Consider the following 22,829-nt stretch of genomic DNA (forward strand, 5'->3'; position numbering starts at 1 on the left):
CTGCAATGGATCAGTGAGCTGGCAGGACGCCTTCGCGAGCAAGCCCGCTCCCACAGTTTGAACCCGGTGTATTCAGGTAGAGATTGGTCGGCTGTCAGGCCACCATCGCCAGCAAGCTGGCTCCTACAATTTAGCAAGCGCACACCCCATGCGGCGAAGCCGCCCCACTCCAGGATGAGCGCAAGCTCGGCTGCAGCTCTTGATCTTGATCCACGGGCGACGTCGGAAGGCTGAGTGGAGGGATTGATCCGGGGGTGGGAGCGCAGCGACCGTTTGGCGCAGCCAAACACAGCGAGAGGAGGTGCAGCGAAGCAAACCGTAGGCGCTGCCCCCGGATCAATCCCGCAGCGAAGGGACCCCGAGCCCCAGCGAGCGGGCCGAACGCAGGAGCAAGACTTTTTGGTTACTTTTGAGGCGTTTGTCAAAAGTGACTCGCCGTAAGGGCGGAACCCTAAGCAGCCGTGACCGCAGCAATGGATATGTACCCGGTCAGCCAGAACATCATTGCCCGACCCAACGCTTTCGCGAGCAAGCTCGCTCCCACAGTTGAATGAAGTCGCCAACCAAATCGCAGCCAACAAAAAACCCGCAGACAATCACTCATCTGCGGGTTTCCCGTTCCAGCGGAAGGAAGATCAGAAATCCTCCAACCGCCACACCTCATAAGCCGGCGTCTCGTAAGGGTGACTCAACTTCAAAGCCGCCACCACATCACGAATCAACGCGTCACAAACCACAAGCTCAACCTTCCACTCCTCAACCCGCTCAATCTGCCCCGCCTCACCAATAAACGGCTGACTGCCATCCAACGGACGAAACTGGCCCAGACCGAGCACCTGCCAAGCACAGTGGTCATAGTCCCCGATCCGCCCACCACCGGCAGCGAATACAGCGTCCTTGACCACCTCGACATGGCTGTCGGGAACAAAAAACCCGAGCTTGTACACGACGCTTAGTTCACCCAGACGCGAGCGTTACGGAACATGCGCATCCAAGGAGCATCCTCGGTCCAGTCTTCCGAACGCCACGAGTTCTGCACCGCGCGGAACACACGCTCCGGGTGCGGCATCATGATCGTCACACGACCGTCGCGGCTGGTGAGACCGGTGATCCCGCGCGGCGAACCGTTCGGGTTGGCCGGGTAGGCTTCGGTGACCTTGCCGTGGTTGTCGACGAAACGCATCGCCACGCAACCGGACAGATCGGCCTCCAGCAACGCCTCTTCGCTTTCGAATTCGGCATGGCCTTCACCGTGAGCGATGGCGATCGGCATGCGCGAACCGGCCATGCCCTGCAGGAAGATCGAGTTCGATTCCTGGATCTGCACCATCGCCACACGCGCTTCGAACTGCTCGGAGCGGTTGCGCACGAAGTGCGGCCAGAACTCGCTGCCCGGGATCAGCTCGTGCAGGTTGGACATCATCTGGCAACCGTTGCACACGCCGAGGGTGAAGCTGTCGTTACGCTCGAAGAACCCCTGGAACGCATCGCGGGCGCGGCTGTTGAACAGCGCCGACTTGGCCCAGCCTTCACCGGCGCCGAGGACGTCGCCGTAGGAGAAACCACCGCAGGCCACCAGACCTTTGAACTCGTTCAGGTCGACACGGCCAGCGAGAATGTCGCTCATGTGCACGTCGATCGCGTTGAAACCGGCGCGGTCGAACGCTGCCGCCATTTCCACCTGACCGTTGACGCCCTGCTCACGCAGCACGGCAACCTGTGGGCGGATGCCTTTCTTGATGTAAGGCGCGGCGATGTCCTGGTTGACGTCGTAGCTCAGCTTGACGCTCAGGCCCGGGTTGTCTTCTTCCAGCAGCGCGTCGAACTCTTGCTCGGCGCAGTCGGCGTTGTCGCGCAGACGCTGGATCTGGTAGCTGGTCTCGGCCCACTGACGTTGCAGCAGACGACGCTGGCCTTCGAACACGGTGTCACCGTTGAAGGTGATGTTGATCTGGCCATTGTTGATCGGCTGACCGATCACCGACACGCAGTCGCCCAGACCGGCCGCGCTGAACTGCGCGAGGATGTCCGGGGTGGCATCCTGACGAACCTGGATCACTGCACCCAGCTCTTCGTTGAACAGGATCGCGGCGATTTCGGCCGAGTTTTCGGCAACGCTGTCCAGGTTCAGGCTCAGACCGCAGTGGCCGGCGAACGCCATTTCCACCACGGAGGTCAGCAGACCACCGTCGGAACGGTCGTGGTAAGCCAGCAGGTGACCGTCGGCGTTGAGGCCCTGGATCACGGCGAAGAAGGCTTTCAGGTCTTCGGCGTCATCGACGTCCGGAGCCTGCTTGCCGAGCTTGCCGTGAACCTGAGCAAGGATCGAAGCACCCATACGGTTCTGACCACGACCGAGGTCGATCAGGATCAGGTCGGTGGTGCCCTTGTCCATGCGCAGTTCCGGGGTCAGGGTCTGACGGATGTCAGCCACTGGGGCGAAACCGGTCACGATCAGCGACATCGGCGAGGTCACGGTTTTTTCTTCACCGTTGTCGTTCCAGCGGGTGGCCATGGACATCGAGTCCTTGCCGACCGGGATGGTGATGCCCAGCTCAGGGCACAGTTCCATGCCGACCGCTTTCACGGTGTCGTACAGACGCGCATCTTCGCCTGGGTGGCCGGCAGCGGACATCCAGTTCGCCGACAGTTTGATGTCGGAGATCTTGTTGATGCGCGAAGCGGCGATGTTGGTCAGGGTTTCGCCGATGGCCATGCGGCCCGACGCCGGAGCGTCCAGCAACGCCAGCGGAGTCCGCTCGCCCATCGCCATCGCTTCACCGGTGTAGACGTCGAAACTGGTGGCGGTAACTGCGACGTCGGCCACCGGAACCTGCCATGGGCCAACCATCTGGTCACGGGCCACGAGGCCGGTGATGGTGCGGTCGCCGATGGTGATCAGGAAGCTTTTGCTCGCCACGGCCGGGTGATGCAGGACGCGCTCGATGGACTCGCTGATGTCGAGGTTCGACGGATCGAAATCATCGCCCAGCTCGGCTTCGCGAACCACCGAACGGTGCATGCGCGGGGCCTTGCCCAGCAACACTTCCAGCGGCATGTCCACCGGGTTGTTGCCGAAGTGGCTGTCAGTCACGGTCAGTTGCGGCTCGGCAGTGGCTTCGCCGACCACGGCGAACGGGCAACGCTCGCGTTCGCAGATCGCCTTGAAGCGCTCGAAGTCGGCCGGGCCGACCGCCAGAACGTAACGTTCCTGCGATTCGTTGGACCAGATTTCGTGCGGGGCCATGCCCGGCTCGTCGTTGGGAATGTTGCGCAGTTCGAAACGGCCACCGCGGTCGCCGTCGTTGACCAGTTCCGGGAAGGCGTTGGACAGACCGCCCGCGCCCACGTCGTGGATGAAGCTGATCGGGTTCTTGTCGCCCAGTTGCCAGCAACGGTCGATGACTTCCTGGCAGCGACGCTCCATCTCAGGGTTTTCACGCTGTACGGAAGCGAAGTCGAGATCCGCCGAGCTGGTGCCGGTGGCCATCGAGGAAGCGGCACCGCCGCCCAGACCGATGAGCATGGCCGGGCCGCCGAGCACGATCAGCTTGGAGCCGACCAGAATCTCGCCTTTCTTGACGTGTTCTTCACGGATGTTGCCCATGCCGCCGGCGAGCATGATCGGCTTGTGGTAGCCACGAACTTCGTCACCGTGCGGGGTGGTGATCGACTGTTCGAAGGTACGGAAGTAGCCAGTCAGGGCCGGACGCCCGAATTCGTTGTTGAACGCGGCGCCGCCCAGCGGGCCTTCGATCATGATGTCCAGCGCGGTAACGATGCGCTCAGGCTTGCCGTACGGCACTTCCCACGGCTGTTCGAAGCCCGGGATCTGCAGGTTGGATACGGTGAAACCGGTCAGACCAGCCTTCGGTTTGGCGCCACGGCCGGTTGCACCTTCGTCGCGGATCTCGCCACCGGAACCGGTGGACGCGCCCGGGAACGGGGCAATCGCGGTCGGGTGGTTGTGGGTCTCGACCTTCATCAGAATGTGCACCGGCTCCTGCACCGCGCCGTACTGGCGGGTTTCCGGATCCGGGAAGAAGCGGCCGGCGACGTTGCCGACGATCACCGAGGCGTTGTCCTTATAAGCGGACAGCACGCCTTCGTTGTGCATCTGATAGGTGTTCTTGATCATGCCGAACAGGCTTTTTTCCTGGCTCTCGCCGTCAATATCCCAACTGGCGTTGAAGATCTTGTGGCGGCAGTGCTCGGAGTTGGCCTGGGCGAACATCATCAGTTCGATGTCGTGCGGGTTGCGCTTGAGACCGTTGAACGCGTTGACCAGATAGTCGATCTCGTCTTCGGCCAGGGCCAGACCGAGTTCGGTGTTGGCTTTTTCCAGCGCGGCGCGACCGCCGCCGAGGATGTCGATCGCGGTCAGCGGCTTCGGCTCGGCGTGGCTGAACAGACCGGCGGCCTGTTCCAGGTTGCCCAGAACGATCTGGGTCATGCGGTCATGCAGCACGTCGGCGATTTGCTGGGCTTCGGTGTCGCTGAACTGGCCGGCCACGTAGAACGCGATGCCGCGCTCCAGGCGCTGGATCTTGCTCAGGCCGCAGTTGCGGGCGATGTCGCTGGCCTTGCTCGACCATGGCGAGATGGTGCCGAAACGCGGCAACACCAGAAACAGACGACCGGTCGGCTCTTGTACCGGAACGCTTGGGCCGTACTTCAGAAGGCGCGCAAGCACCTGCTGTTCGTCGCCGGTCAGGACGCCGGTGACTTCGGCGAAGTGAGCGAATTCAGCATACAGGCCACTGACAGCTGGAACCTTCTGGCTCAGTTGCTCAAGGAGTTTGCTGTGGCGAAAGGCAGAAAGGGCAGGAGCGCCGCGCAGGATCAACATCTTCGGGACAGCCTCGGGAAGGGGTGTGCTTTGAGGCCGTGCATTCTAGCCTAAACCGCCCTCAACATCACCCGAAACGCTACGCACGGTTGCACTCGGATATCAATCTGTGTTTCTGCCTTTGAAGTCAAATTTCGAGGGTGTGCGGGCAGCGCTTATTTTTTCTGTCACAAAATGCCGTTCAGCCCCATTCCTGCGGGGTTTCGTGCGGTTTTGTGATCTCTAGCAGACAAGCCCTTCACTGTCGAGATATGGCGCCCGCAGCCGTTTGCGTATACTGCGCAGATGTTTTTCCCAACGGCTTTGCGTCCGCGGTACGCCAAATGGCTGATCGCAACCGGACTCTTCCTGATGCTCGGTGGTTGTGTTGATAAACCCAACACACTCGAGCGCGTAAAGGAGGATGGTGTGCTGCGGGTGATTACCCGTAACAGTCCCGCCACCTACTTTCAGGATCGCAGCGGTGAAACCGGCTTCGAATACGAGCTGGTGAAGCGCTTCGCCGACGATTTGGGGGTGGAACTGAAGATCGAGACTGCCGACAACCTCGACGACCTGTTCAACCAGATCGGCAAGCCGAACGGCCCGGTGCTGGCCGCGGCCGGCCTGGTCAGCAGCGAGGAGCGCAAGAAACAGGTGCGCTTCTCCCACTCCTACCTCGAAGTGACCCCGCAGATCATCTATCGCAACGGCCAGTCGCGACCGGCCGATCTGGTCGGCAAGAAGATCATGGTGCTCAAGGGCAGCACCCACGCCGAACAGCTGGCCGAGCTGAAAAAGAAATTTCCCGGCATCGAATACGAAGAGTCCGACGCGGTTGAAGTGGTCGACCTGTTGCGCATGGTCGATGAAGGCCAGATCGACCTGACGCTGGTCGACTCCAACGAAGTGGCGATGAACCAGGTGTACTTCACCAACATCCGCGTAGCCTTCGACCTCGGCGATGCGCGCAGCCAGAGCTGGGCGGTGGCCGCCGGCGAAGACAACAGCCTGCTCAACGAGATCAACGCCTACCTCGACAAGGTGCAGAAGAACGGCACCCTGCAGCGCCTGAAAGACCGCTACTACGGCCACGTCGATGTCCTCGGCTACATGGGCGCCACCACCTTCGCCCAGCACCTGCAGCAACGTCTGCCCAAATACGAACAGCACTTCAAGACCTACGCCAAGAAAGAGAAAGTCGACTGGCGCCTGCTGGCGGCTATCGGTTATCAGGAATCGCTGTGGCAACCGGCGGTCACGTCGAAAACCGGCGTGCGCGGCCTGATGATGCTGACCCAGAACACCGCTCAGGCCATGGGCGTATCGAACCGTCTCGATCCCAAGCAGAGCATCATGGGCGGCGCCAAGTACCTGGCCTACATGAAGGATCAGCTCGACGAGTCGATTCAGGAGCCGGACCGCACCTGGTTCGCGCTGGCGGCGTACAACGTCGGCAGCGGTCACCTCGATGACGCACGCAAACTGGCGTCCCGCGAGGGCCTGAACCCGGACAAGTGGCTGGACGTGAAGAAGATGCTGCCGCGCCTGTCGCAGAAGCAGTGGTACAGCAAGACTCGCTACGGCTACGCCCGGGGCGGCGAACCGGTGCATTTCGTGGCGAACATTCGTCGCTACTACGACATCCTGACTTGGGTGACCCAGCCGCAGCTTGAAGGCGATCAGGTGGCCGAGGGCAATCTGCATGTGCCCGGCATCGACAAGACCAAGCCGGCGCAAGAGCCTGCGCCGCTTTAATCAGCCCCCTGAATCCCCTGTGGGAGCGGGCTTGCTCGCGAATTCGGTGTATCAGTCAAAGAATATGTCGACTGACACACCGCATTCGCGAGCAAGCCCGCTCCCACATTGGGTTCTGGGTTGTTGATTAGTGCTTGGCGGCCGCCAGGATCAGCGCCTTCATCTCGGACACTGCCGACTTGAACCCGACGAACAACGCATGCGCCACCAGCGCATGGCCGATGTTCAGTTCGTTGATGCCCTTGATCGCCGCCACGGCTTCGACGTTGTGATAATGCAGGCCATGCCCGGCATTGACAATCAGGCCTTGCGCCAGACCAAACGCCACGCCGTCCGCCACGCGTTTCAACTCTTCAGCCACTTCGGTCGGGGTCTCGGCGTCGGCGTAGCGCCCGGTGTGCAGCTCGATGGCCGGCGCACCGACGCGCTTCGACGCAGCGATCTGGCGTTCGTCGGCATCGATGAACAGCGACACTTCGCTGCCGATCTTCGACAGGCGCTCGACCGCTGCCCTGATGCGTTCCTCCTGCCCCGCTACGTCCAGGCCGCCTTCAGTGGTCAGCTCCTGACGGGTTTCCGGCACCAGGCAGATGTGCGCCGGACGGATGCGCTCGGCGAACGCCATCATTTCTTCGGTGACGCCCATTTCAAAGTTCATGCGAGTCTGCAGCACATCCTTGAGCAGCAACACGTCGCGCTCCTGAATGTGCCGGCGGTCTTCGCGCAGGTGCACGGTGATGCCGTCGGCGCCCGCCTCTTCCGCGTCCAGCGCAGCCTTGACCGGATCCGGGTAGCGCGTGCCACGGGCCTGACGCAGGGTGGCGACGTGGTCGATGTTCACGCCAAGAAGAATGCGATTGCTGGTGGTCACGGATGCGCTCCTGAAGGGAAAGATTCGGCGCACAGCATATCAGGGCTTGCGAAAGAGCTCGCGGCTGACGAGGGGGCGACCGCCCAGATGAACGGCCAATGCCTGACGCATCAGACGCTTGGCCGCCGACAGTGCGCCGGGGGCGGACCAATCGGCTTCAGCCATGGCCAGTAATTCAACGCCGTTGAACAAGCCCGGTTGCAGCAGGTAGACACGCTCAAGCCCGGCATCCACTTGCAGGCGATAGAGACCGTCCGGCGCGACCGGCTCGCTGTGGATATCGGTGTTCAGGGAAAAGCCGTAACCGAGATCGTCCAGCAGGCGCCATTCAAAGGAGCGCAACAACGGCTCCAGCGGGCGACCTTCAGCCAGCGCCAACAGCGTGGCAGCGTAGTGATCGAACACCGCCGGGTGCGGGTCTTCGGCGGGCAGCAGGCGGATCAGCAGTTCATTGAGATAGAGACCGCTGAACAGCGCCTCGCCGACCATCCAGGTCGCATTACCGGCACTTTCCATGCGCCCGACATTCTTCAGCTCACCCTTGCCACGAAACTCGACTTCCAGCGGCACGAACGGTCGCGCCAGTGTCCCGGCCTTGCCCCGCGCACTGCGCAACACCGCCCGCAGCCGACCTTGCGGCGTGAGGAAGTCGACCAGCGCGCTGGTTTCGCGGTAGGCGCGCGAATGCAGGACGTAGGCGAGTTGGGCGGGAGGCGGGGTTTGCGACATGAAGTTCTCGATGAAGAAACGCGGTTTTGCACACAACCCAAAACTACTGTGGGAGCGGGCTTGCTCGCGAATGCGGTGAATCAGTCAAAGTATATGTCGACTGACACTGCGCATTCGCGAGCAAGCCCGCTCCCACAGGGGGTTCTCTGAAGGATCAGAAAACCGCTATTACAGATCGCCGTAACCCAGCGAACGCAGTGCACGCTCGTCGTCGGACCAGCCGCCCTTCACCTTGACCCACAGGTTGAGCATGATCTTGGAGTCGAACAGCAGCTCCATGTCCTTGCGCGCTTCGGTGCCGATGCGTTTGATGCGCTCGCCCTTGTCGCCAATGATGATCTTCTTCTGGCCGTCACGCTCGACGAGGATCAGCGCATGGATGTGCAGGGTCTTGCCCTGCTGCTTGAACTCTTCGATCTCGACGGTGATCTGGTACGGCAGCTCGGCACCCATCTGGCGCATGATTTTCTCGCGCACCAGTTCGGCGGCGAGGAAACGGCTGCTGCGGTCGGTGATCTGGTCTTCCGGGAAGAAGTGATCGTTCTCCGGCAGATGATCGGCGATGACCTTTTCCAACGCGTCGAGGTTGTGCCCGTGCTGCGCGGAAATCGGGATGATCTGCGCGTTCGGCAGCTGTTCCTGCAACCACGACAGGTGCGGCATCAGCTCGGCCTTGTCTTCGATGCGGTCGGTCTTGTTCAGCGCGACGATCAGCGGGCCGGTCACGTACTGCACGCGCTCCAGCACCATCTGGTCTTCTTCGGTCCACTTGGTGCGGTCAACCACGAAGATCACCACGTCGACGTCTTTCAACGCCGCCGAAGCGGTCTTGTTCATGTAGCGGTTCAGGGCCTTTTCGCCACCCTTGTGCATGCCGGGGGTGTCGACGTAGATCGCCTGCACGTCACCCTCGGTCTTGATCCCGAGCATGTTGTGGCGGGTGGTCTGCGGCTTGCGCGAGGTGATCGCGAGCTTCTGGCCGAGGATGTGGTTCAGCAGCGTCGACTTACCGACGTTGGGACGGCCGACGATGGCAACGTAGCCACAGCGAGTTGCGTTTGTATCAGTCATTGCCATTCTCCACGCCCAGGGCAATCAGTGCTGCGGCGGCCGCTACCTGTTCGGCAATACGACGGCTCACACCCTGACCCCGGCTTTTTTCATTCAATAAGACAACTTCGCACTCGACGAAGAAGGTACGGCAGTGCGGTTCACCCTGGATGTCCACCACTTCGTAGCGTGGCAGTTCGCAACCGCGCGATTGCAGGTGTTCCTGCAGACGGGTCTTGGGATCCTTGTTGGTGTCGACCAGCGTCAGGCCTTCGAACTCGCCGGCCAGCCAGGCCAGTACGCGCTCGCGGGCGACGTCCATGCCGGCATCGAGGTAGATCGCACCGATCAGCGCTTCGAGGGCATCGGCCAGAATCGATTCGCGACGGAAGCCACCGCTTTTCAGTTCGCCCGAGCCCAGACGCAGGTAGTCGCCCAAGTCGAAACCACGGGCCAGCACGGCCAGTGTCTCACCCTTCACCAGGCGTGCGCGCAAACGCGACAACTGGCCTTCGCGGGCCAGCGGGAAGCGATCGAACAGCGCTTCGCCTGCGACGAAATTGAGGATGGCATCGCCGAGGAATTCCAGGCGTTCGTTGTTACGCCCGGCAAAGCTGCGGTGCGTGAGGGCCAGCAGCATCAGCTCCTGATCCTTGAAGGTGTAACCGAGCTGGCGCTCGAGACGGCTTAGAGAAACGCTCACGGTTTACCCACGCTGAGTTCGTGGCTGGATTCCACCGCCATCGCCGGGGTACGGCGCAGGCCTGGGACAATTAACGCTGTGTTCAAAAATTACATCCTGAATATCGTGGCTTCATGCCCCGGAGCCGATTTGTGTCGACTCCAGAAATGCATTCGGCGCTGTGGTCAACAGCGCCGTGTTTGATTACTTGATCAGGCCAACCCGCGAGAAATTCGGCAGGTGGCTGAGTTTCGGTTCCGGCCAGCTCATCCAGACAGCGAAGGCTTTGCCGACGATATTCTGGTCGGGAACCATGCCCAGCAGATCCTTGGGAATGTTCGGGTCATCCCAGTAGCGACTGTCGTTGGAGTTGTCGCGGTTGTCGCCCATCATGAAGTAGTGCCCGGCCGGCACGGTCCAGGTATGGTCCGGCGTAGCGCGGTAGCGGCTCATTTCCTTGCGGATCAGGTGCTCGGCGGCGCCGAGTTTTTCCTTGTAGAGTTCCGCGCTGCCCAGCGTGCCCGGCTCGGAGCCGACCAGTTGCTCGGCAATCGACTCGCCATTGACGAACAGACGCTTGTCGGCGGTGTAACGCACCGTGTCGCCCGGCAGGCCGACTACACGCTTGATGTAGTTGACGTTCGGGTCGCTCGGGTAGCGGAACACCATCACATCGCCACGCTGTGGATCACCGACTTCGATGACTTTCTTGTCGATCACCGGCAGGCGGATCCCGTAAGAAAACTTGTTCACCAGAATGAAGTCGCCGACGTCCAGGGTCGGTTTCATCGAGCCGGACGGGATCTGGAACGGTTCCACCAGGAACGAACGCAGCACCAGCACGATGAACAGCACCGGAAAGAACGACTTGCCGTATTCAACCAGCAACGGCTCTTTGTTCAGTTTCTCGACCACCACGGGCTCGGGCTGGCTGACACTGCCTTGATAAGAGGCAATGGCAGCACGCCGACGCGGCGCCAGGAACAGCAGATCGAGCAACGCCAACAGGCCGCAGACGAACACGGCGATGACCAGCAACAGCGGGAAATTTAGTGACATAGGACCTGACTATTCCAACCTGAGCACGGCAAGGAAGGCTTCTTGTGGAATTTCCACGTTGCCGACCTGCTTCATGCGTTTCTTACCGGCCTTTTGCTTTTCAAGCAGCTTTTTCTTACGGCTTACGTCACCGCCGTAGCATTTGGCCAATACGTTCTTTCTGAGTGCCTTGACGGTGGTCCGGGCGACGATCTGACCGCCAATGGCAGCCTGGATGGCCACGTCGAACATCTGACGAGGAATCAGTTCTTTCATCTTCTCGGTCAACTGGCGACCTTTGAAGTGCGAATTGTCACGGTGCACGATCAACGCCAGGGCGTCGACCTTGTCACCGTTGATCAGCACGTCCAGTTTCACCAGATTAGCCGATTGGTAACGATCGAAATGGTAATCCAGCGAAGCATAGCCGCGACTGGTGGATTTGAGGCGGTCGAAGAAGTCCAGGACCACTTCGTTCATCGGCAAGTCATAAGTGACCTGCACCTGATTGCCGAGGAACAGCATGTCGACCTGTACGCCGCGTTTCTCGATGCACAGGGTGATGACGTTACCCAGGTGCTCCTGCGGAACCAGGATGTTGGCACGCACGATTGGCTCGCGCATGTCTTCGATCGCCGACACATCCGGAAGCTTGGATGGGTTGTCGACGTAAATCGTTTCACCGGTTTTCAGCACCAGCTCGAAAATTACCGTTGGCGCGGTGGTGATCAGGTCCAGGTCGTATTCGCGCTCCAGGCGCTCCTGGATGATCTCCATGTGCAGCATGCCGAGGAAGCCGCAACGGAAGCCGAAGCCCAGTGCATCGGAACTTTCCGGGGTGTACTGCAGCGACGAGTCGTTCAGGGTCAGTTTCTGCAGCGCTTCGCGGAAGTCCTCGAAGTCGTCGGAGCTGACCGGGAACAGACCGGCGTAAACCTGTGGCTGGATGCGTTTGAAGCCGGGCAGTACCGGGACATCCGGAGTCGAGCTCAGGGTCAGGGTGTCACCGACCGGCGCACCGTGAATGTCCTTGATGCTGGCGATGATGAAGCCCACTTCGCCGGCCTTGAGGTCAGCGGTGGCGGTGTGTTTCGGGTTGAACACACCGACGCTGTCGACCAGGTGGATCTTGCCGGTGGATTTCACCAGGATCTTGTCGCCCTTCTTCACGCGGCCATGACGCACGCGCACCAGGGAGACAACGCCCAGGTAGTTGTCGAACCAGGAGTCGATGATCAACGCTTGCAGCGGATCTTCGATGTTGCCGGTCGGCGCAGGAATGGTCGCGACCAGACGTTCGAGCACTTCGTCGACACCCAGGCCGGTTTTGGCGCTGCAGGTGACGGCGTCGGTGGCGTCGATGCCGATGATCTTCTCGATCTCGTCCTTGACGCGGTCCGGCTCGGCCTGTGGCAGGTCGATCTTGTTCAGCACCGGCATGACTTCGAGGCCCTGCTCGATCGCGGTGTAGCAGTTGGCCACGGACTGGGCTTCAACACCCTGACCGGCATCGACCACCAGCAACGCACCTTCACACGCCGCCAGGGAACGGCTGACTTCGTAGGTGAAGTCGACATGGCCCGGGGTGTCAATGAAGTTCAGCTGGTAGGTGACGCCATCTTTGGCTTTGTAATAGAGAGTAACGCTGTGGGCCTTGATGGTGATCCCGCGTTCGCGCTCCAGATCCATGGAATCCAGTACCTGGGCTTCCATTTCACGCTCGGCCAGGCCACCGCACATCTGGATGAAACGGTCAGCCAGCGTCGACTTGCCATGGTCAATGTGGGCGATGATGGAGAAATTGCGGATATGACTCAAATCACTCACGGATCAACACTCAAAAAGGCTGCAGGCTTGGCCCGCCGAAAAATAGCCGGGAATTGTACCTGATACACGGCGCAAGCGTCACGTTCGCCTGTCACCCGGATTGCATACGAAAACGCCCCGATCTGTCGACCGAGGCGTTTTCGCGATTAAAGCATTGGCAACAACGCGGCCATCAACCGGCCCGTCGCAGCAACCAGACGCCTGCCAGCGCACAGACCGTGGCCGGCACCAGCACCGCGAACAGCGGCGAGAAACCGAACACCAGGCTCGATGGACCGAGCAAATCCTGGACGATGCGGAAGGTGAAGCCCACCAGTACACCGGTGAACACCCGCTGACCGAGGGTGACCGAGCGCAACGGACCGAAAATGAAGGAAATCGCCATCAGCACCAGTGCAGCGGTGACCAGCGGCTGCAACACCTTGACCCAAAATGCCAGCCAGTAACGACCGTTGCTCAGGCCCTGATCCGCCAGATAGTGGATATAGCCCCACAGACCGGAAATGGACAGTGCTTCAGGCGCCATCACCACCGTGTTGAGCAATTGCGGACTCAGCGACACGTCCCACTCCTCGCTCGGCGCATTCACCACTTCGGTACTGCGCTCGTGGAAAACCGTGGTAGCTACGTCGGTGAGCAGCCAGCGCTTGCCGTCGAAATCCGCACGTTTGGCGAAACTGGAGCTCAGCAGGTGGCGCTCTTTGTCGAAGTGATAGCGGGTCACGCCATACAACAGGCCGTTGGGTTGCACGGCGTTGATATGGATGAACTCCTCACCCTGACGGTGCCACATGCCGTGCTTGGCGCTCTGCGCGTCGCCGCTGCCTTGCGCCAGCGAGCGATTGGCCTGGGCCATGCTTTCGGTGGCCGGGGCCACGTACTCGCCAATCAGCACGCCGGCCAGCATCAGCACCAGCATTGGCTTCATGACCGCCCAGACGATGCGCCCGATGGACACACCCGCCGCACGCATGACCGTCAGCTCACTGCTGCTGGCCAGACTGCCGAGGCCGATCAGACAGCCGATCAGCGCGGCCATCGGCAGCATTTCATACAAGCGACGTGGCGCGGTGAGGATGACGAAGCTCAGCACATCGGTCAGCGTATAGGTATCGCTGACGTCGCCCATCTCGTCGATGAAAGCGAACAGTGTCGCCAGACCCAGAATGATCGCCAGCACGGCGATGATCGCCATGAACACACTGCTGCCGATGTAGCGGTCGAGTTTAACCACGGGCCACCTCCAGCGCAGCGCTGCGACGGCTGGCCAGTTTCAGGCGCATGGGCTCCCAGTACAACAGGCCGAGACCGATGACCAGGAAGATCCCGTGCACCCACCACAAACCGAGGCCCGACGGAATCTTGCCTTTTTCGAGGGCGCCGCGGGCGGCAATCAGGATGGTCAGGTAAGCCATATAAAGAAGAATCGCCGGCAGCAGCTTCAGGAAACGGCCCTGACGCGGATTGACCCGCGACAGCGGCACCGCCATCAGAGTCACGATGAATACCAGCAACGGCAGCGAAAGGCGCCATTGCAGTTCGGCCTTGGAGCGCACGTCGTCATTGCTCAGCAGGGTCGAAGTGGGGATCGCATCACGGTCGGTGACTTCGTCACTGGCATCAGGTTTGGGCAGCAATACGCCGTAGGTGTCGTATTTGATCGCACGATAATCGGCCTGGCCCGGACTGCCGTCATAGCGATAGCCATTGTGCAGGATCAGGTAGCGGTTGCCGTCCGGGCGGATTTCCTGACGGCCCTTCTCGGCCACCAGCACGGAAATCCCTCGGTCTTTCTGATCGGAACCGAGGTTCTTCTGCGAGATGAACACGCCGCTGAGGTTGACACGATCATCAGTCAGCGTTTCGGTGTAGGTCACCCGGGTGCCGTCACGCAACTCCTGAAAACGGCCAGGCTCTAGGGTATCGAACTCGGTCAGGGCGTCCTGCTTGTTCAGCAACAGCTGAAACTGGGTGGCGCCCTGCGGGGCCAGGCTCAGGCTCAGCCACGCGACCACCAGTGCCACCAGCGTTGCCGGGAACAGGGTCATGCGCAGCAGACGCTGCTGACTCATGCCGGTGGCCGAGAGCACGGTCATTTCGCTTTCGAGGTACAACCGGCCGTAAGCCAGCAGGATCCCGAGAAACAGCCCCAATGGCAGGATCAGTTGCATGAAACCCGGCAGACGGTAACCCATGATCAGGAACAGCGATCCCGGATCGAGTTGGCCCGCAGCGGCCTGGGCAAGGTATTTGATGAAGCGACCGCTCATGATGATGACCAGCAGCACGGCGCTGACGGCGCTCAGGGTCAACATCACTTCACGGGACAGATAACGGAAGACGATCAAACCAGACACTCCAGGGTTGTCAGGCTAAGGCGGCCAAACAAGCAAACGTTTCGAGCGGCCCGCAAGGCAGAGCCGTCGAAAAAAGATGCGGCATTATCCTGTGATTGAGGGCGCCTGTCACTGCGCACACTCACCCAAGCGTGTAATCGGTTGAAGATCGTGCCGCCGAGGGTTGTCAGGCGCAGGGAGCGAGGTTCAAACTGCCGCCTTTGTCGCAGGCACCGGCCTGCGTCTCTTCTATCTATAAGCAGGCGACTGCGGACACCGTCGAACGCCTGTGTGTTGACCATTCATTCAGGGATCCGGACATGGAACTGGTTGTAAAAAGCGTTAGCCCAGAAACGTTGAAAACCGCCACCCTGGTGGTTGCCGTCGGCGAAGGCCGCAAACTCGGCGTGGCCGCCAAACAGGTCGACGAGCTGAGCGGCGGCGCGATCAGCGCCGTACTCAAGCGTGGCGATCTGGCCGGCAAGGTCGGTCAAAGCCTGCTGCTGCACAGCCTGCCGAACCTCAAGGCCGAGCGCGTGCTGCTGGTCGGCGTGGGCAAGGATGAAGAACTGGGCGACCGTCCGTTCCGTAAAATCGTTGCCGGCATCCTCAATACCCTGAAAGGTCTGGGCGGCAGCGACGCCGTACTGGCCCTGGATGAAATCATCGTCAAAAACCGCGACAGCTACGGCAAGACCCGTCTGCTGGCGGAAACCCTGGTGGACGGCGAATACACTTTCGACCAGTTCAAGAGCCAGAAAGCCGAACCGCGCACCCTGAAGAAAATCACCCTGCTGACCATCAAGGCAGCCCAGGCTGAAGTGCAGCGCGCCGTGACCCACGCCACCGCGATCGCCAACGGCATGGCCTTCACCCGCACGCTGGGCAACCTGCCGCCGAACATCTGCCACCCGACGTTCCTTGGCGAGCAAGCCAAGAACCTCGGCAAAGAGTTCAAGGATCTGAAAGTCGAAGTCCTCGACGAGAAGAAGATCAAAGCGCTCGGCATGGGTTCGTTCTACGCCGTCGGCCAGGGCAGCGCCCAGCCGCCGCGCCTGATCGTCATGCAATACAACGGTGGCAAGAAGTCCGAGAAGCCTTACGCGCTGGTCGGTAAAGGCATCACCTTCGACACCGGCGGTATCAGCCTCAAGCCGGGCGCCGGCATGGACGAGATGAAATACGACATGGGCGGCGCCGCCAGCGTGTTCGGCACCCTGCGTGCGGTGCTCGAGCTGAAGCTGCCAATCAACCTGGTGTGCATCCTCGCCTGCGCCGAAAACATGCCGAGCGGCACTGCTTCGCGTCCGGGCGACATCGTCACCACCATGAGCGGCCAGACCGTGGAAATCCTCAACACCGACGCCGAAGGCCGTCTGGTGCTGTGCGACGCCCTGACCTACTCCGAGCGCTTCAAGCCGCAAGCCGTGATCGACATCGCCACCCTGACCGGTGCCTGCGTGGTTGCACTGGGCGCCCACACTTCGGGCCTGCTGGGCAACAACGACGAGCTGATCGGGCAACTGCTCAGCGCCGGTAAAGCCGCTGACGACCGCGCCTGGCAACTGCCGCTGTTCGACGAATACCAGGAGCAACTGGACAGCCCGTTTGCCGACATCGCCAACATTGGCGGGCCGAAGGCCGGCACCATCACCGCTGCGTGCTTCCTGTCGCGCTTCACCAAGAACCTCAACTGGGCGCACCTCGACATCGCGGGCACCGCGTGGACCAGCGGCGGCAAGGACAAGGGCGCCACCGGCCGTCCGGTGCCGCTGCTGACCCAATACCTGCTGGACCGCGCCAAAGCCTGAAACCGATGAACCTGGGCGGCGTCACTTTACGGTGACGCTGCTCAAGGCTCAGGAACCGCAATGACCAAAGTCGACTTCTATATCCTGCCCAGCGCCGATCCTTCGGCTCGCCTGGACTTTGCCTGCAAGCTCACCGAGAAAGCCTGGCGCATGGGTCATCGCATCTACCTGCATTGCAGCGATGCTGCCCAGCGTGACGATCTCGATGCGCGCCTGTGGGCGTTCAAGGGCGAAACGTTCGTGCCCCACGGCCCTGCCGAGAGCGAACCGGACGGTTTGATCGTGCTGGGACTGGGCGCTGACTGCGGCGCGCATCAGGACCTGCTGGTCAACCTCGACCTGAAAGTCCCGGCCTTCGCCAGCCAATTCGCCCGCGTGGCGGAAGTGGTGGTGGAAGATCCGGTGATTCGCGCGGCGGCACGGGAGAGTTTCCGTTTCTACCGCGAACAGGGCTATCCTCTGCAAGATCACCGTTTACAGCGACTCTGAGTACGCCGATGGACACTCCAAAACCGCTGCAAAAGCCTGCGCACCTGCTGGACGATCTCGAATCGATCCGCCAGTTGCTCGGCGATGACAACCTGCAACCGCCACTGCTGACCGACACGGTCGATGACGGTGAACAGGAACAGATTCCGATGCTGTTCGAGGCCGTCGACACCGCGCCGCCCGCCATCGAACCGCCCCAAGCTCCGGCCCCGGCGCCTGCTGCCAAACCGGCAGCGCCTGTGGATAAAGGCCCGGACGCCCTGCTGCACCTGGACAGCGAACTGCGCGCCGCCGCGCAATTGATCATGCAGGACGTGATCGACGACTTCGCGCCGCACATCGAAACCGAAATCAAACGCCGCCTCGAGGCGCGGATGGAGCGGTTGCTGAGCCAATACGAATAACCCGGCCTTCGGTATTTTTTGTGGCGAGGGAGCTTGCTCCCGCTGGGGTGCGAAGCGCCCCCAAAACCATTCAACAGTGTTTTGTCCGCGAAGCCTGCGTGGCAGTTTTTACGACTGCTGCGCAGCCGAGCGGGAGCAAGCTCCCTCGCCACAGAGTTCGCGATCACATTTAGATCTCCACCCGGCCCGCCCCGCTCGCCCTCGGCCCCATGCCCCGCTATACTTCCCGGCTTTTCCTGAATAAATGCCAATAGGGTCCCGCCGCGCATGGATAAGACCTACCAGCCGCACGCCATTGAAACTTCCTGGTACAACACCTGGGAGTCCGAGAACTATTTCGCACCGCAAGGCGCGGGCGATTCCTACACCATCATGATCCCGCCGCCGAACGTCACCGGCAGCCTGCACATGGGTCACGGTTTCAACAACGCGATCATGGACGCCCTGATCCGTTTCCGCCGCATGCAGGGTCGCAACACCCTGTGGCAGCCGGGCACCGACCACGCCGGTATCGCCACGCAGATGCTGGTCGAGCGTCAACTGGAAGCCACCGGCCAGAACCGTCACGACCTGGGCCGCGAGAAATTCCTCGAGAAAGTCTGGGAGTGGAAGGATCAGTCCGGCGGCAACATCAGCCGGCAGATCCGCCGCCTCGGCTCGTCCGTGGACTGGAGCCGCGAGCGCTTCACCATGGACGACGGTCTCTCGGAAGCGGTTAAAGAAGCCTTCGTGCGCCTGCACGAAGACGGTTTGATCTATCGCGGCAAGCGTCTGGTCAACTGGGACACCAAGCTGCACACGGCGATTTCCGACCTCGAAGTGGAAAACCACGACGAGAAAGGTTTCCTGTGGAACCTCAAGTACCCGCTGGCCGACGGCGCGAAAACCGCTGAAGGCAACGATTTCCTGATCGTCGCGACCACCCGTCCGGAAACCATGCTCGGCGACTCCGCCGTCGCGGTTAACCCGAACGACGAACGCTACAAAGCCCTGATCGGCAAATTTGTCGAGCTGCCACTGGTTGGCCGCCGCATCCCGATCATCGCCGACGATTACTGCGATCCAGAATTCGGCACCGGCTGCGTGAAAATCACCCCGGCCCACGATTTCAACGACTACGAAGTCGGCAAGCGCCACAACCTGCCGCTGCTGAACATCTTCGACAAGAACGCCAACGTGCTGCCCGCCGCCCAGGTGTTCAACCTCGACGGCACGCTGAACGACAGCATCGACGGCAAGATCCCGGCTGAATACGCCGGTCTCGAGCGTTTCGAAGCGCGCAAGCAGATCGTCGCTGCGTTCGACGCCGCCGGCCTGCTGGTCAGCGTCGACGATCACAACCTGAAAGTGCCGAAAGGCGACCGCTCCGGCACCGTCATCGAGCCGTGGCTGACCGACCAGTGGTACGTTTCCACCAAGCCGCTGGCTGAGCCGGCTATTGCCGCCGTTGAAGACGGCCGTATCCAGTTCGTGCCGAAGCAGTACGAAAACATGTACTTCTCGTGGATGCGCGACATCCAGGACTGGTGCATCAGCCGTCAGCTGTGGTGGGGCCATCGGATTCCGGCCTGGTACGACGAGTCGGGCAAGGTCTACGTCGGTCGCGACGAAACCGAAGTGCGTGCCAAGCACAACCTCGGCCCGGACGTTGCGCTGCAACAGGACAACGACGTGCTCGACACCTGGTTCAGCTCGGGTCTGTGGACCTTCTCCACCCTCGGCTGGCCGGAAAAGACCGAATTCCTGAAGAAATTCCACTCCACCGACGTGCTGGTCACCGGTTTCGACATCATTTTCTTCTGGGTTGCCCGGATGATCATGCTGACGATGCACCTGATCAAGAACGAGGACGGCACCCCGCAGGTGCCGTTCAAGACCGTTTACGTACACGGTCTGGTGCGTGATGGCCAGGGCCAGAAGATGTCCAAGTCCAAGGGCAACGTCCTGGACCCGCTGGACATCATCGACGGTATCGAGCTGGAAGCACTGGTGCAGAAGCGCACCTCCGGCATGATGCAGCCGAAACTGGCGAAGAAGATCGAGAAACAGACCCGCGACGAGTTCGCCGACGGCATCGCCAGCTACGGCACCGACGCCCTGCGCTTCACCTTCTGCTCGCTGGCGTCCACCGGTCGCGACATCAAGTTCGACATGGGCCGCGTCGAAGGCTATCGCAACTTCTGCAACAAGATCTGGAACGCCGCGCGCTATGTTCTGGACAAGGGCGAAGACTGCGGCCAGCACGGCGAAGCCTACGAGCTGTCGCTGGCGGATCGCTGGATCATCTCGCAGCTGCAACGCACCGAAGCCGAAGTGACCCGTCAACTGGATCAATTCCGTTTCGACCTCGCCGCGCAAGCGCTGTACGAGTTCATCTGGAACCAGTACTGCGACTGGTACCTGGAACTGTCCAAGCCAGTGCTGTGGGACGAGAACGCCCCGGTCGAGCGTCAGCGCGGCACCCGTCGCACGCTGGTGCGCGTACTGGAAGTGGCGCTGCGTCTGGCGCACCCGTTCATGCCGTTCATCACTGAAGAAATCTGGCAGCGCATCGCGCCGCTGGCCGGCATTCAGGGCAAGACGATCATGCTGCAACCTTGGCCGGTGGCCAACGAGGAGCGCATCGATCCGGCCGCCGAAGACGACATCGAATGGCTCAAGGGTCTGATGCTCGGCACACGCAACATCCGTGGCGAGATGAACATCGGCCCGGGCAAACCGCTGCCGATCTACCTGAAGAACGTCAGCGCTGAAGATCAGCGTCGTCTGACCGAGAACGAAGCACTGCTGAAGAAGCTGGCGCGTCTGGAATCGATCACCGTTCTGGCCGCTGGCGAAGAAGCGCCACTGTCCGCCACCGCGCTGGTCGGCGAGATGGAAGTGCTGGTGCCGATGGCCGGTCTGATCGACAAGGGCGCCGAACTGGCGCGTCTGGACAAGGAAATCCTGCGTCTGCAGGGCGAAGTTCAGCGCGTTGGTGGCAAGCTGTCGAACGCCGGTTTCGTTGACAAGGCCCCGGCCGAAGTCATCGAGAAGGAACGCGCCAAGCTGGCCGAGGCTGAACAAGCCTTGGGCAAACTGGCCGAGCAGCACGCGCGGATTTCCAGCCTGTAACGGCAAGCCGCAATGAAAGAGGGAGGCCCGCAACGGCCTCCCTTTTTTATTCAAGAATCGCTACAAATCCCCTGTGGGAGCGGGCTTGCTCGCGAATGCGGTGTGTCATTCAACCTATGTGTTGGCGGACACGCCGCTTTCGCGAGCAAGCCCGCTCCCACAGTTTGAACGATGTTGCCTTTAGATGTGGGACAATACCCGCCACTTTCAGCCATACCCGAATCGATCACACCCATGAACGCCCCCCGCACCCCCAAACCTGCGCGCAAGAAGCCTGATGCCGCGACCCCGACCAAAGCCGTTGAGTCGCGTGAAAAGGCCAGTCTGCACCCGCGCAATCGCCACCAGGGTCGCTATGACTTCCCGGCGCTGATCAAGACCACGCCGGAACTGGCGAAGTTCGTGATCACCAACCCGTACGGCAAGGAAAGCATCGACTTCGCCAGCCCCGATGCGGTGCGCGTGTTCAACCGGGCGCTGCTCAAGTCGTTCTATGGCATCGAGCATTGGGACATCCCGGCAGATTATCTGTGCCCACCGGTCCCGGGCCGTGCCGATTACGTGCACTTCCTCGCTGACTTGCTGGCGAGCATGAACGACGGCAAGGTCCCGCGCGGCGCGATCATCAATGTGCTGGACATCGGCATGGGCGCCAACTGCGTTTATCCGCTGATCGGCAACAGCGAATACCGCTGGCACTTCCTCGGTTCGGAAATCGACCCGACGGCCGTGGCCGCCGCCCGAGCCATCGTCCAGTCCAACGACCTGAACAAGGTCATCAAGCTGCGCCAGCAGGAAAACCGCAAGCACATTCTGATTGGCTTGCTGGAGCCGGGCGAGCGCTTTGACCTGACCATGTGCAACCCGCCGTTCCATGCTTCGATGGAGGAAGCGACCAAGGGCAGCGAGCGCAAATGGCGCGCACTGGGCAAGGCCGATCCGAAACGCAAGCTGCCAGTGCTGAACTTCGGTGGTCAGTCCGCCGAGCTATGGTGTGAGGGCGGTGAAGCGCGTTTCGTGACGCAACTGATCGCCGAGAGCGCGAACTTCCAGCACAAGGTGCTGTGGTTCAGCACGCTGGTGTCGAAAGCCTCGAACCTGCCCGCCATCGAAACCGCGCTGAAAAAGGCCGGCGTGCTGGAAAGCCAGGTGGTGGAGATGTCGCAAGGGCAGAAGCAGAGCCGTTTTGTGGCGTGGACCTTCCAGACCAAGTCGGAGCAGCAGATCTGGCGTCGCGAGCGCTGGACGCGCTAAACATTGCATAGACCGGCGCAGGTCAATTGTGGGAGCGAGCCTGCTCGCGAAGGCGGCGTGTCAGTTAACTTCATTATTGACTGACGCAGCGCTTTCGCGAGCAGGCTCGCTCCCACATTGGATTGCGTGGCATCGCCAAATCGCAGACACAAAAAAACCGTGCCCGGATCGCTCCGGTGCACGGTTTTTTTATCGCTGCGTCTTACTTGTTCACAGCGTCGGTCAGGCCTTTGGCCACAACCAGCTTGATCACTTTCTTGGCAGGGATTTCGATGGCAGCGCCAGTCGAAGGGTTACGGCCAGTGCGGGCAGGACGCTCGGTCACTTTCAGCTTGCCGATACCTGGCAAGGTGATTTCGCCGCCGTTTTCCAGCTGATCGGCAACGATTTGGCCCAGTTGGTCCAGAGCGTTACGCGCGGTGGTTTTCGGCGCGTCGATAGCTTCAGCGATGTCGGCGATCAGTTGGTCTTTAGTAAGAGCCATGTAGTGTTCCTTCCCTATCAAATTCATATGGATTGCAGAGTGCAGTGTCAGCCATCGAGCCCGATCTTCTGGATCTGGCACCCTCGGCGATAACCACGACGAGTCGGGTTATAGATGCCGAAATCAGGGTTTGGTTCGACCTGACAAATGCTGA

At 61.0% G+C, this 22,829-nt stretch carries 17 protein-coding genes; 6 read left to right on the forward strand and 11 right to left on the reverse strand.

Features of this window, described 5'->3' with window-relative positions; all coding sequences use genetic code 11:
- Positions 1-635: 635 nt before the first annotated feature.
- Together M0814_RS16975 and purL are read right to left on the reverse strand one after the other, a co-directional pair.
- Positions 636-947 carry a YqfO family protein gene (locus tag M0814_RS16975; protein ID WP_103484912.1) on the reverse strand — a complete coding sequence of 104 codons (312 nt, stop codon included), beginning with the start codon at positions 945-947 and terminating at the stop codon, positions 636-638.
- Positions 948-952: 5 nt separating this feature from the next.
- A complete protein-coding gene (gene purL, locus M0814_RS16980) occupies positions 953-4,849 on the reverse strand; it encodes a phosphoribosylformylglycinamidine synthase (protein WP_103484913.1) in 3,897 nt (1,298 codons plus the stop codon).
- Between the two features lie 285 nt (positions 4,850-5,134).
- Here purL and mltF point away from each other — a divergent pair, with 285 nt between their 5' ends.
- A complete protein-coding gene (gene mltF, locus M0814_RS16985; protein WP_103484914.1) occupies positions 5,135-6,586 on the forward strand; it encodes a membrane-bound lytic murein transglycosylase MltF in 1,452 nt (483 codons plus the stop codon).
- Positions 6,587-6,713: 127 nt separating this feature from the next.
- Here mltF and pdxJ read toward each other — a convergent pair whose 3' ends face one another.
- The 8 genes from pdxJ to lptF form a co-directional block, all read right to left on the reverse strand.
- Positions 6,714-7,457: a pyridoxine 5'-phosphate synthase gene (pdxJ, locus tag M0814_RS16990; protein ID WP_064382428.1), complete on the reverse strand. Its 744-nt coding sequence runs from the start codon at positions 7,455-7,457 to the stop codon at positions 6,714-6,716.
- 39 nt (positions 7,458-7,496) lie between these two features.
- Positions 7,497-8,186: a DNA repair protein RecO gene (gene recO / locus M0814_RS16995; RefSeq protein ID WP_103484915.1), complete on the reverse strand. Its 690-nt coding sequence runs from the start codon at positions 8,184-8,186 to the stop codon at positions 7,497-7,499.
- 168 nt (positions 8,187-8,354) lie between these two features.
- A complete protein-coding gene (gene era / locus M0814_RS17000) occupies positions 8,355-9,257 on the reverse strand; it encodes a GTPase Era (protein WP_003221935.1) in 903 nt (300 codons plus the stop codon).
- A complete protein-coding gene (gene rnc, locus M0814_RS17005; RefSeq protein WP_024011703.1) occupies positions 9,250-9,939 on the reverse strand; it encodes a ribonuclease III in 690 nt (229 codons plus the stop codon). The genes era and rnc overlap by 8 nt, the downstream gene beginning before the upstream one ends.
- A gap of 183 nt (positions 9,940-10,122) precedes the next feature.
- Positions 10,123-10,977 carry a signal peptidase I gene (gene lepB, locus M0814_RS17010; protein ID WP_003221931.1) on the reverse strand — a complete coding sequence of 285 codons (855 nt, stop codon included), beginning with the start codon at positions 10,975-10,977 and terminating at the stop codon, positions 10,123-10,125.
- Positions 10,978-10,986: 9 nt separating this feature from the next.
- A complete protein-coding gene (gene lepA, locus M0814_RS17015; protein WP_003221926.1) occupies positions 10,987-12,783 on the reverse strand; it encodes a translation elongation factor 4 in 1,797 nt (598 codons plus the stop codon).
- Between the two features lie 172 nt (positions 12,784-12,955).
- Entirely contained in the window at positions 12,956-14,017 is a 1,062-nt protein-coding gene (lptG, locus tag M0814_RS17020; protein ID WP_003221924.1) for an LPS export ABC transporter permease LptG, read from the reverse strand.
- Positions 14,010-15,131: an LPS export ABC transporter permease LptF gene (gene lptF, locus M0814_RS17025; RefSeq protein WP_003221922.1), complete on the reverse strand. Its 1,122-nt coding sequence runs from the start codon at positions 15,129-15,131 to the stop codon at positions 14,010-14,012. The genes lptG and lptF overlap by 8 nt, the downstream gene beginning before the upstream one ends.
- A 308-nt stretch (positions 15,132-15,439) precedes the next feature.
- Here lptF and M0814_RS17030 point away from each other — a divergent pair, with 308 nt between their 5' ends.
- The 5 genes from M0814_RS17030 (at position 15,440) to rlmF (ending at position 22,191) form a co-directional block, all read left to right on the forward strand.
- Complete coding sequence (locus tag M0814_RS17030) at positions 15,440-16,930, forward strand: leucyl aminopeptidase (protein WP_103484916.1); 1,491 nt, start codon at positions 15,440-15,442, stop codon at positions 16,928-16,930.
- Between the two features lie 60 nt (positions 16,931-16,990).
- Entirely contained in the window at positions 16,991-17,419 is a 429-nt protein-coding gene (locus tag M0814_RS17035) for a DNA polymerase III subunit chi (protein ID WP_003221918.1), read from the forward strand.
- 8 nt (positions 17,420-17,427) lie between these two features.
- Positions 17,428-17,823 (forward strand): hypothetical protein, encoded by a 396-nt coding sequence (locus M0814_RS17040; RefSeq protein WP_003221916.1) that lies wholly within the window; start codon positions 17,428-17,430, stop codon positions 17,821-17,823.
- 267 nt (positions 17,824-18,090) lie between these two features.
- Entirely contained in the window at positions 18,091-20,937 is a 2,847-nt protein-coding gene (locus tag M0814_RS17045; protein ID WP_103484917.1) for a valine--tRNA ligase, read from the forward strand.
- Between the two features lie 234 nt (positions 20,938-21,171).
- The gene (gene rlmF, locus M0814_RS17050; RefSeq protein WP_003221911.1) at positions 21,172-22,191 is read left to right on the forward strand and encodes a 23S rRNA (adenine(1618)-N(6))-methyltransferase RlmF; all 1,020 of its coding nucleotides are present in this window, start codon (positions 21,172-21,174) and stop codon (positions 22,189-22,191) included.
- Positions 22,192-22,393: 202 nt separating this feature from the next.
- Here rlmF and M0814_RS17055 read toward each other — a convergent pair whose 3' ends face one another.
- Entirely contained in the window at positions 22,394-22,675 is a 282-nt protein-coding gene (locus tag M0814_RS17055; RefSeq protein WP_003221909.1) for an HU family DNA-binding protein, read from the reverse strand.
- Positions 22,676-22,829 lie beyond the last annotated feature (154 nt).

This window comes from Pseudomonas sp. MWU12-2020 (genome assembly GCF_023100605.1).
GTDB lineage: Bacteria > Pseudomonadota > Gammaproteobacteria > Pseudomonadales > Pseudomonadaceae > Aquipseudomonas > Aquipseudomonas fluorescens_H.

What these genes read in the sequence shown, in the direction of transcription:
- purL (WP_103484913.1), bottom strand. Translation starts at nt 4,849, where the DNA reads ATGTTGATCCTGCGCGGCGCTCCTGCCCTTTCTGCCTTTCGCCACAGC.
- era (WP_003221935.1), bottom strand. Translation starts at nt 9,257, where the DNA reads ATGACTGATACAAACGCAACTCGCTGTGGCTACGTTGCCATCGTCGGC.
- recO (WP_103484915.1), bottom strand. Translation starts at nt 8,186, where the DNA reads ATGTCGCAAACCCCGCCTCCCGCCCAACTCGCCTACGTCCTGCATTCG.
- M0814_RS17055 (WP_003221909.1), bottom strand. Translation starts at nt 22,675, where the DNA reads ATGGCTCTTACTAAAGACCAACTGATCGCCGACATCGCTGAAGCTATC.
- lepB (WP_003221931.1), bottom strand. Translation starts at nt 10,977, where the DNA reads ATGTCACTAAATTTCCCGCTGTTGCTGGTCATCGCCGTGTTCGTCTGC.
- rlmF (WP_003221911.1), top strand. Translation starts at nt 21,172, where the DNA reads ATGAACGCCCCCCGCACCCCCAAACCTGCGCGCAAGAAGCCTGATGCC.
- mltF (WP_103484914.1), top strand. Translation starts at nt 5,135, where the DNA reads ATGTTTTTCCCAACGGCTTTGCGTCCGCGGTACGCCAAATGGCTGATC.
- M0814_RS17035 (WP_003221918.1), top strand. Translation starts at nt 16,991, where the DNA reads ATGACCAAAGTCGACTTCTATATCCTGCCCAGCGCCGATCCTTCGGCT.
- M0814_RS17030 (WP_103484916.1), top strand. Translation starts at nt 15,440, where the DNA reads ATGGAACTGGTTGTAAAAAGCGTTAGCCCAGAAACGTTGAAAACCGCC.
- M0814_RS17045 (WP_103484917.1), top strand. Translation starts at nt 18,091, where the DNA reads ATGGATAAGACCTACCAGCCGCACGCCATTGAAACTTCCTGGTACAAC.
- M0814_RS17040 (WP_003221916.1), top strand. Translation starts at nt 17,428, where the DNA reads ATGGACACTCCAAAACCGCTGCAAAAGCCTGCGCACCTGCTGGACGAT.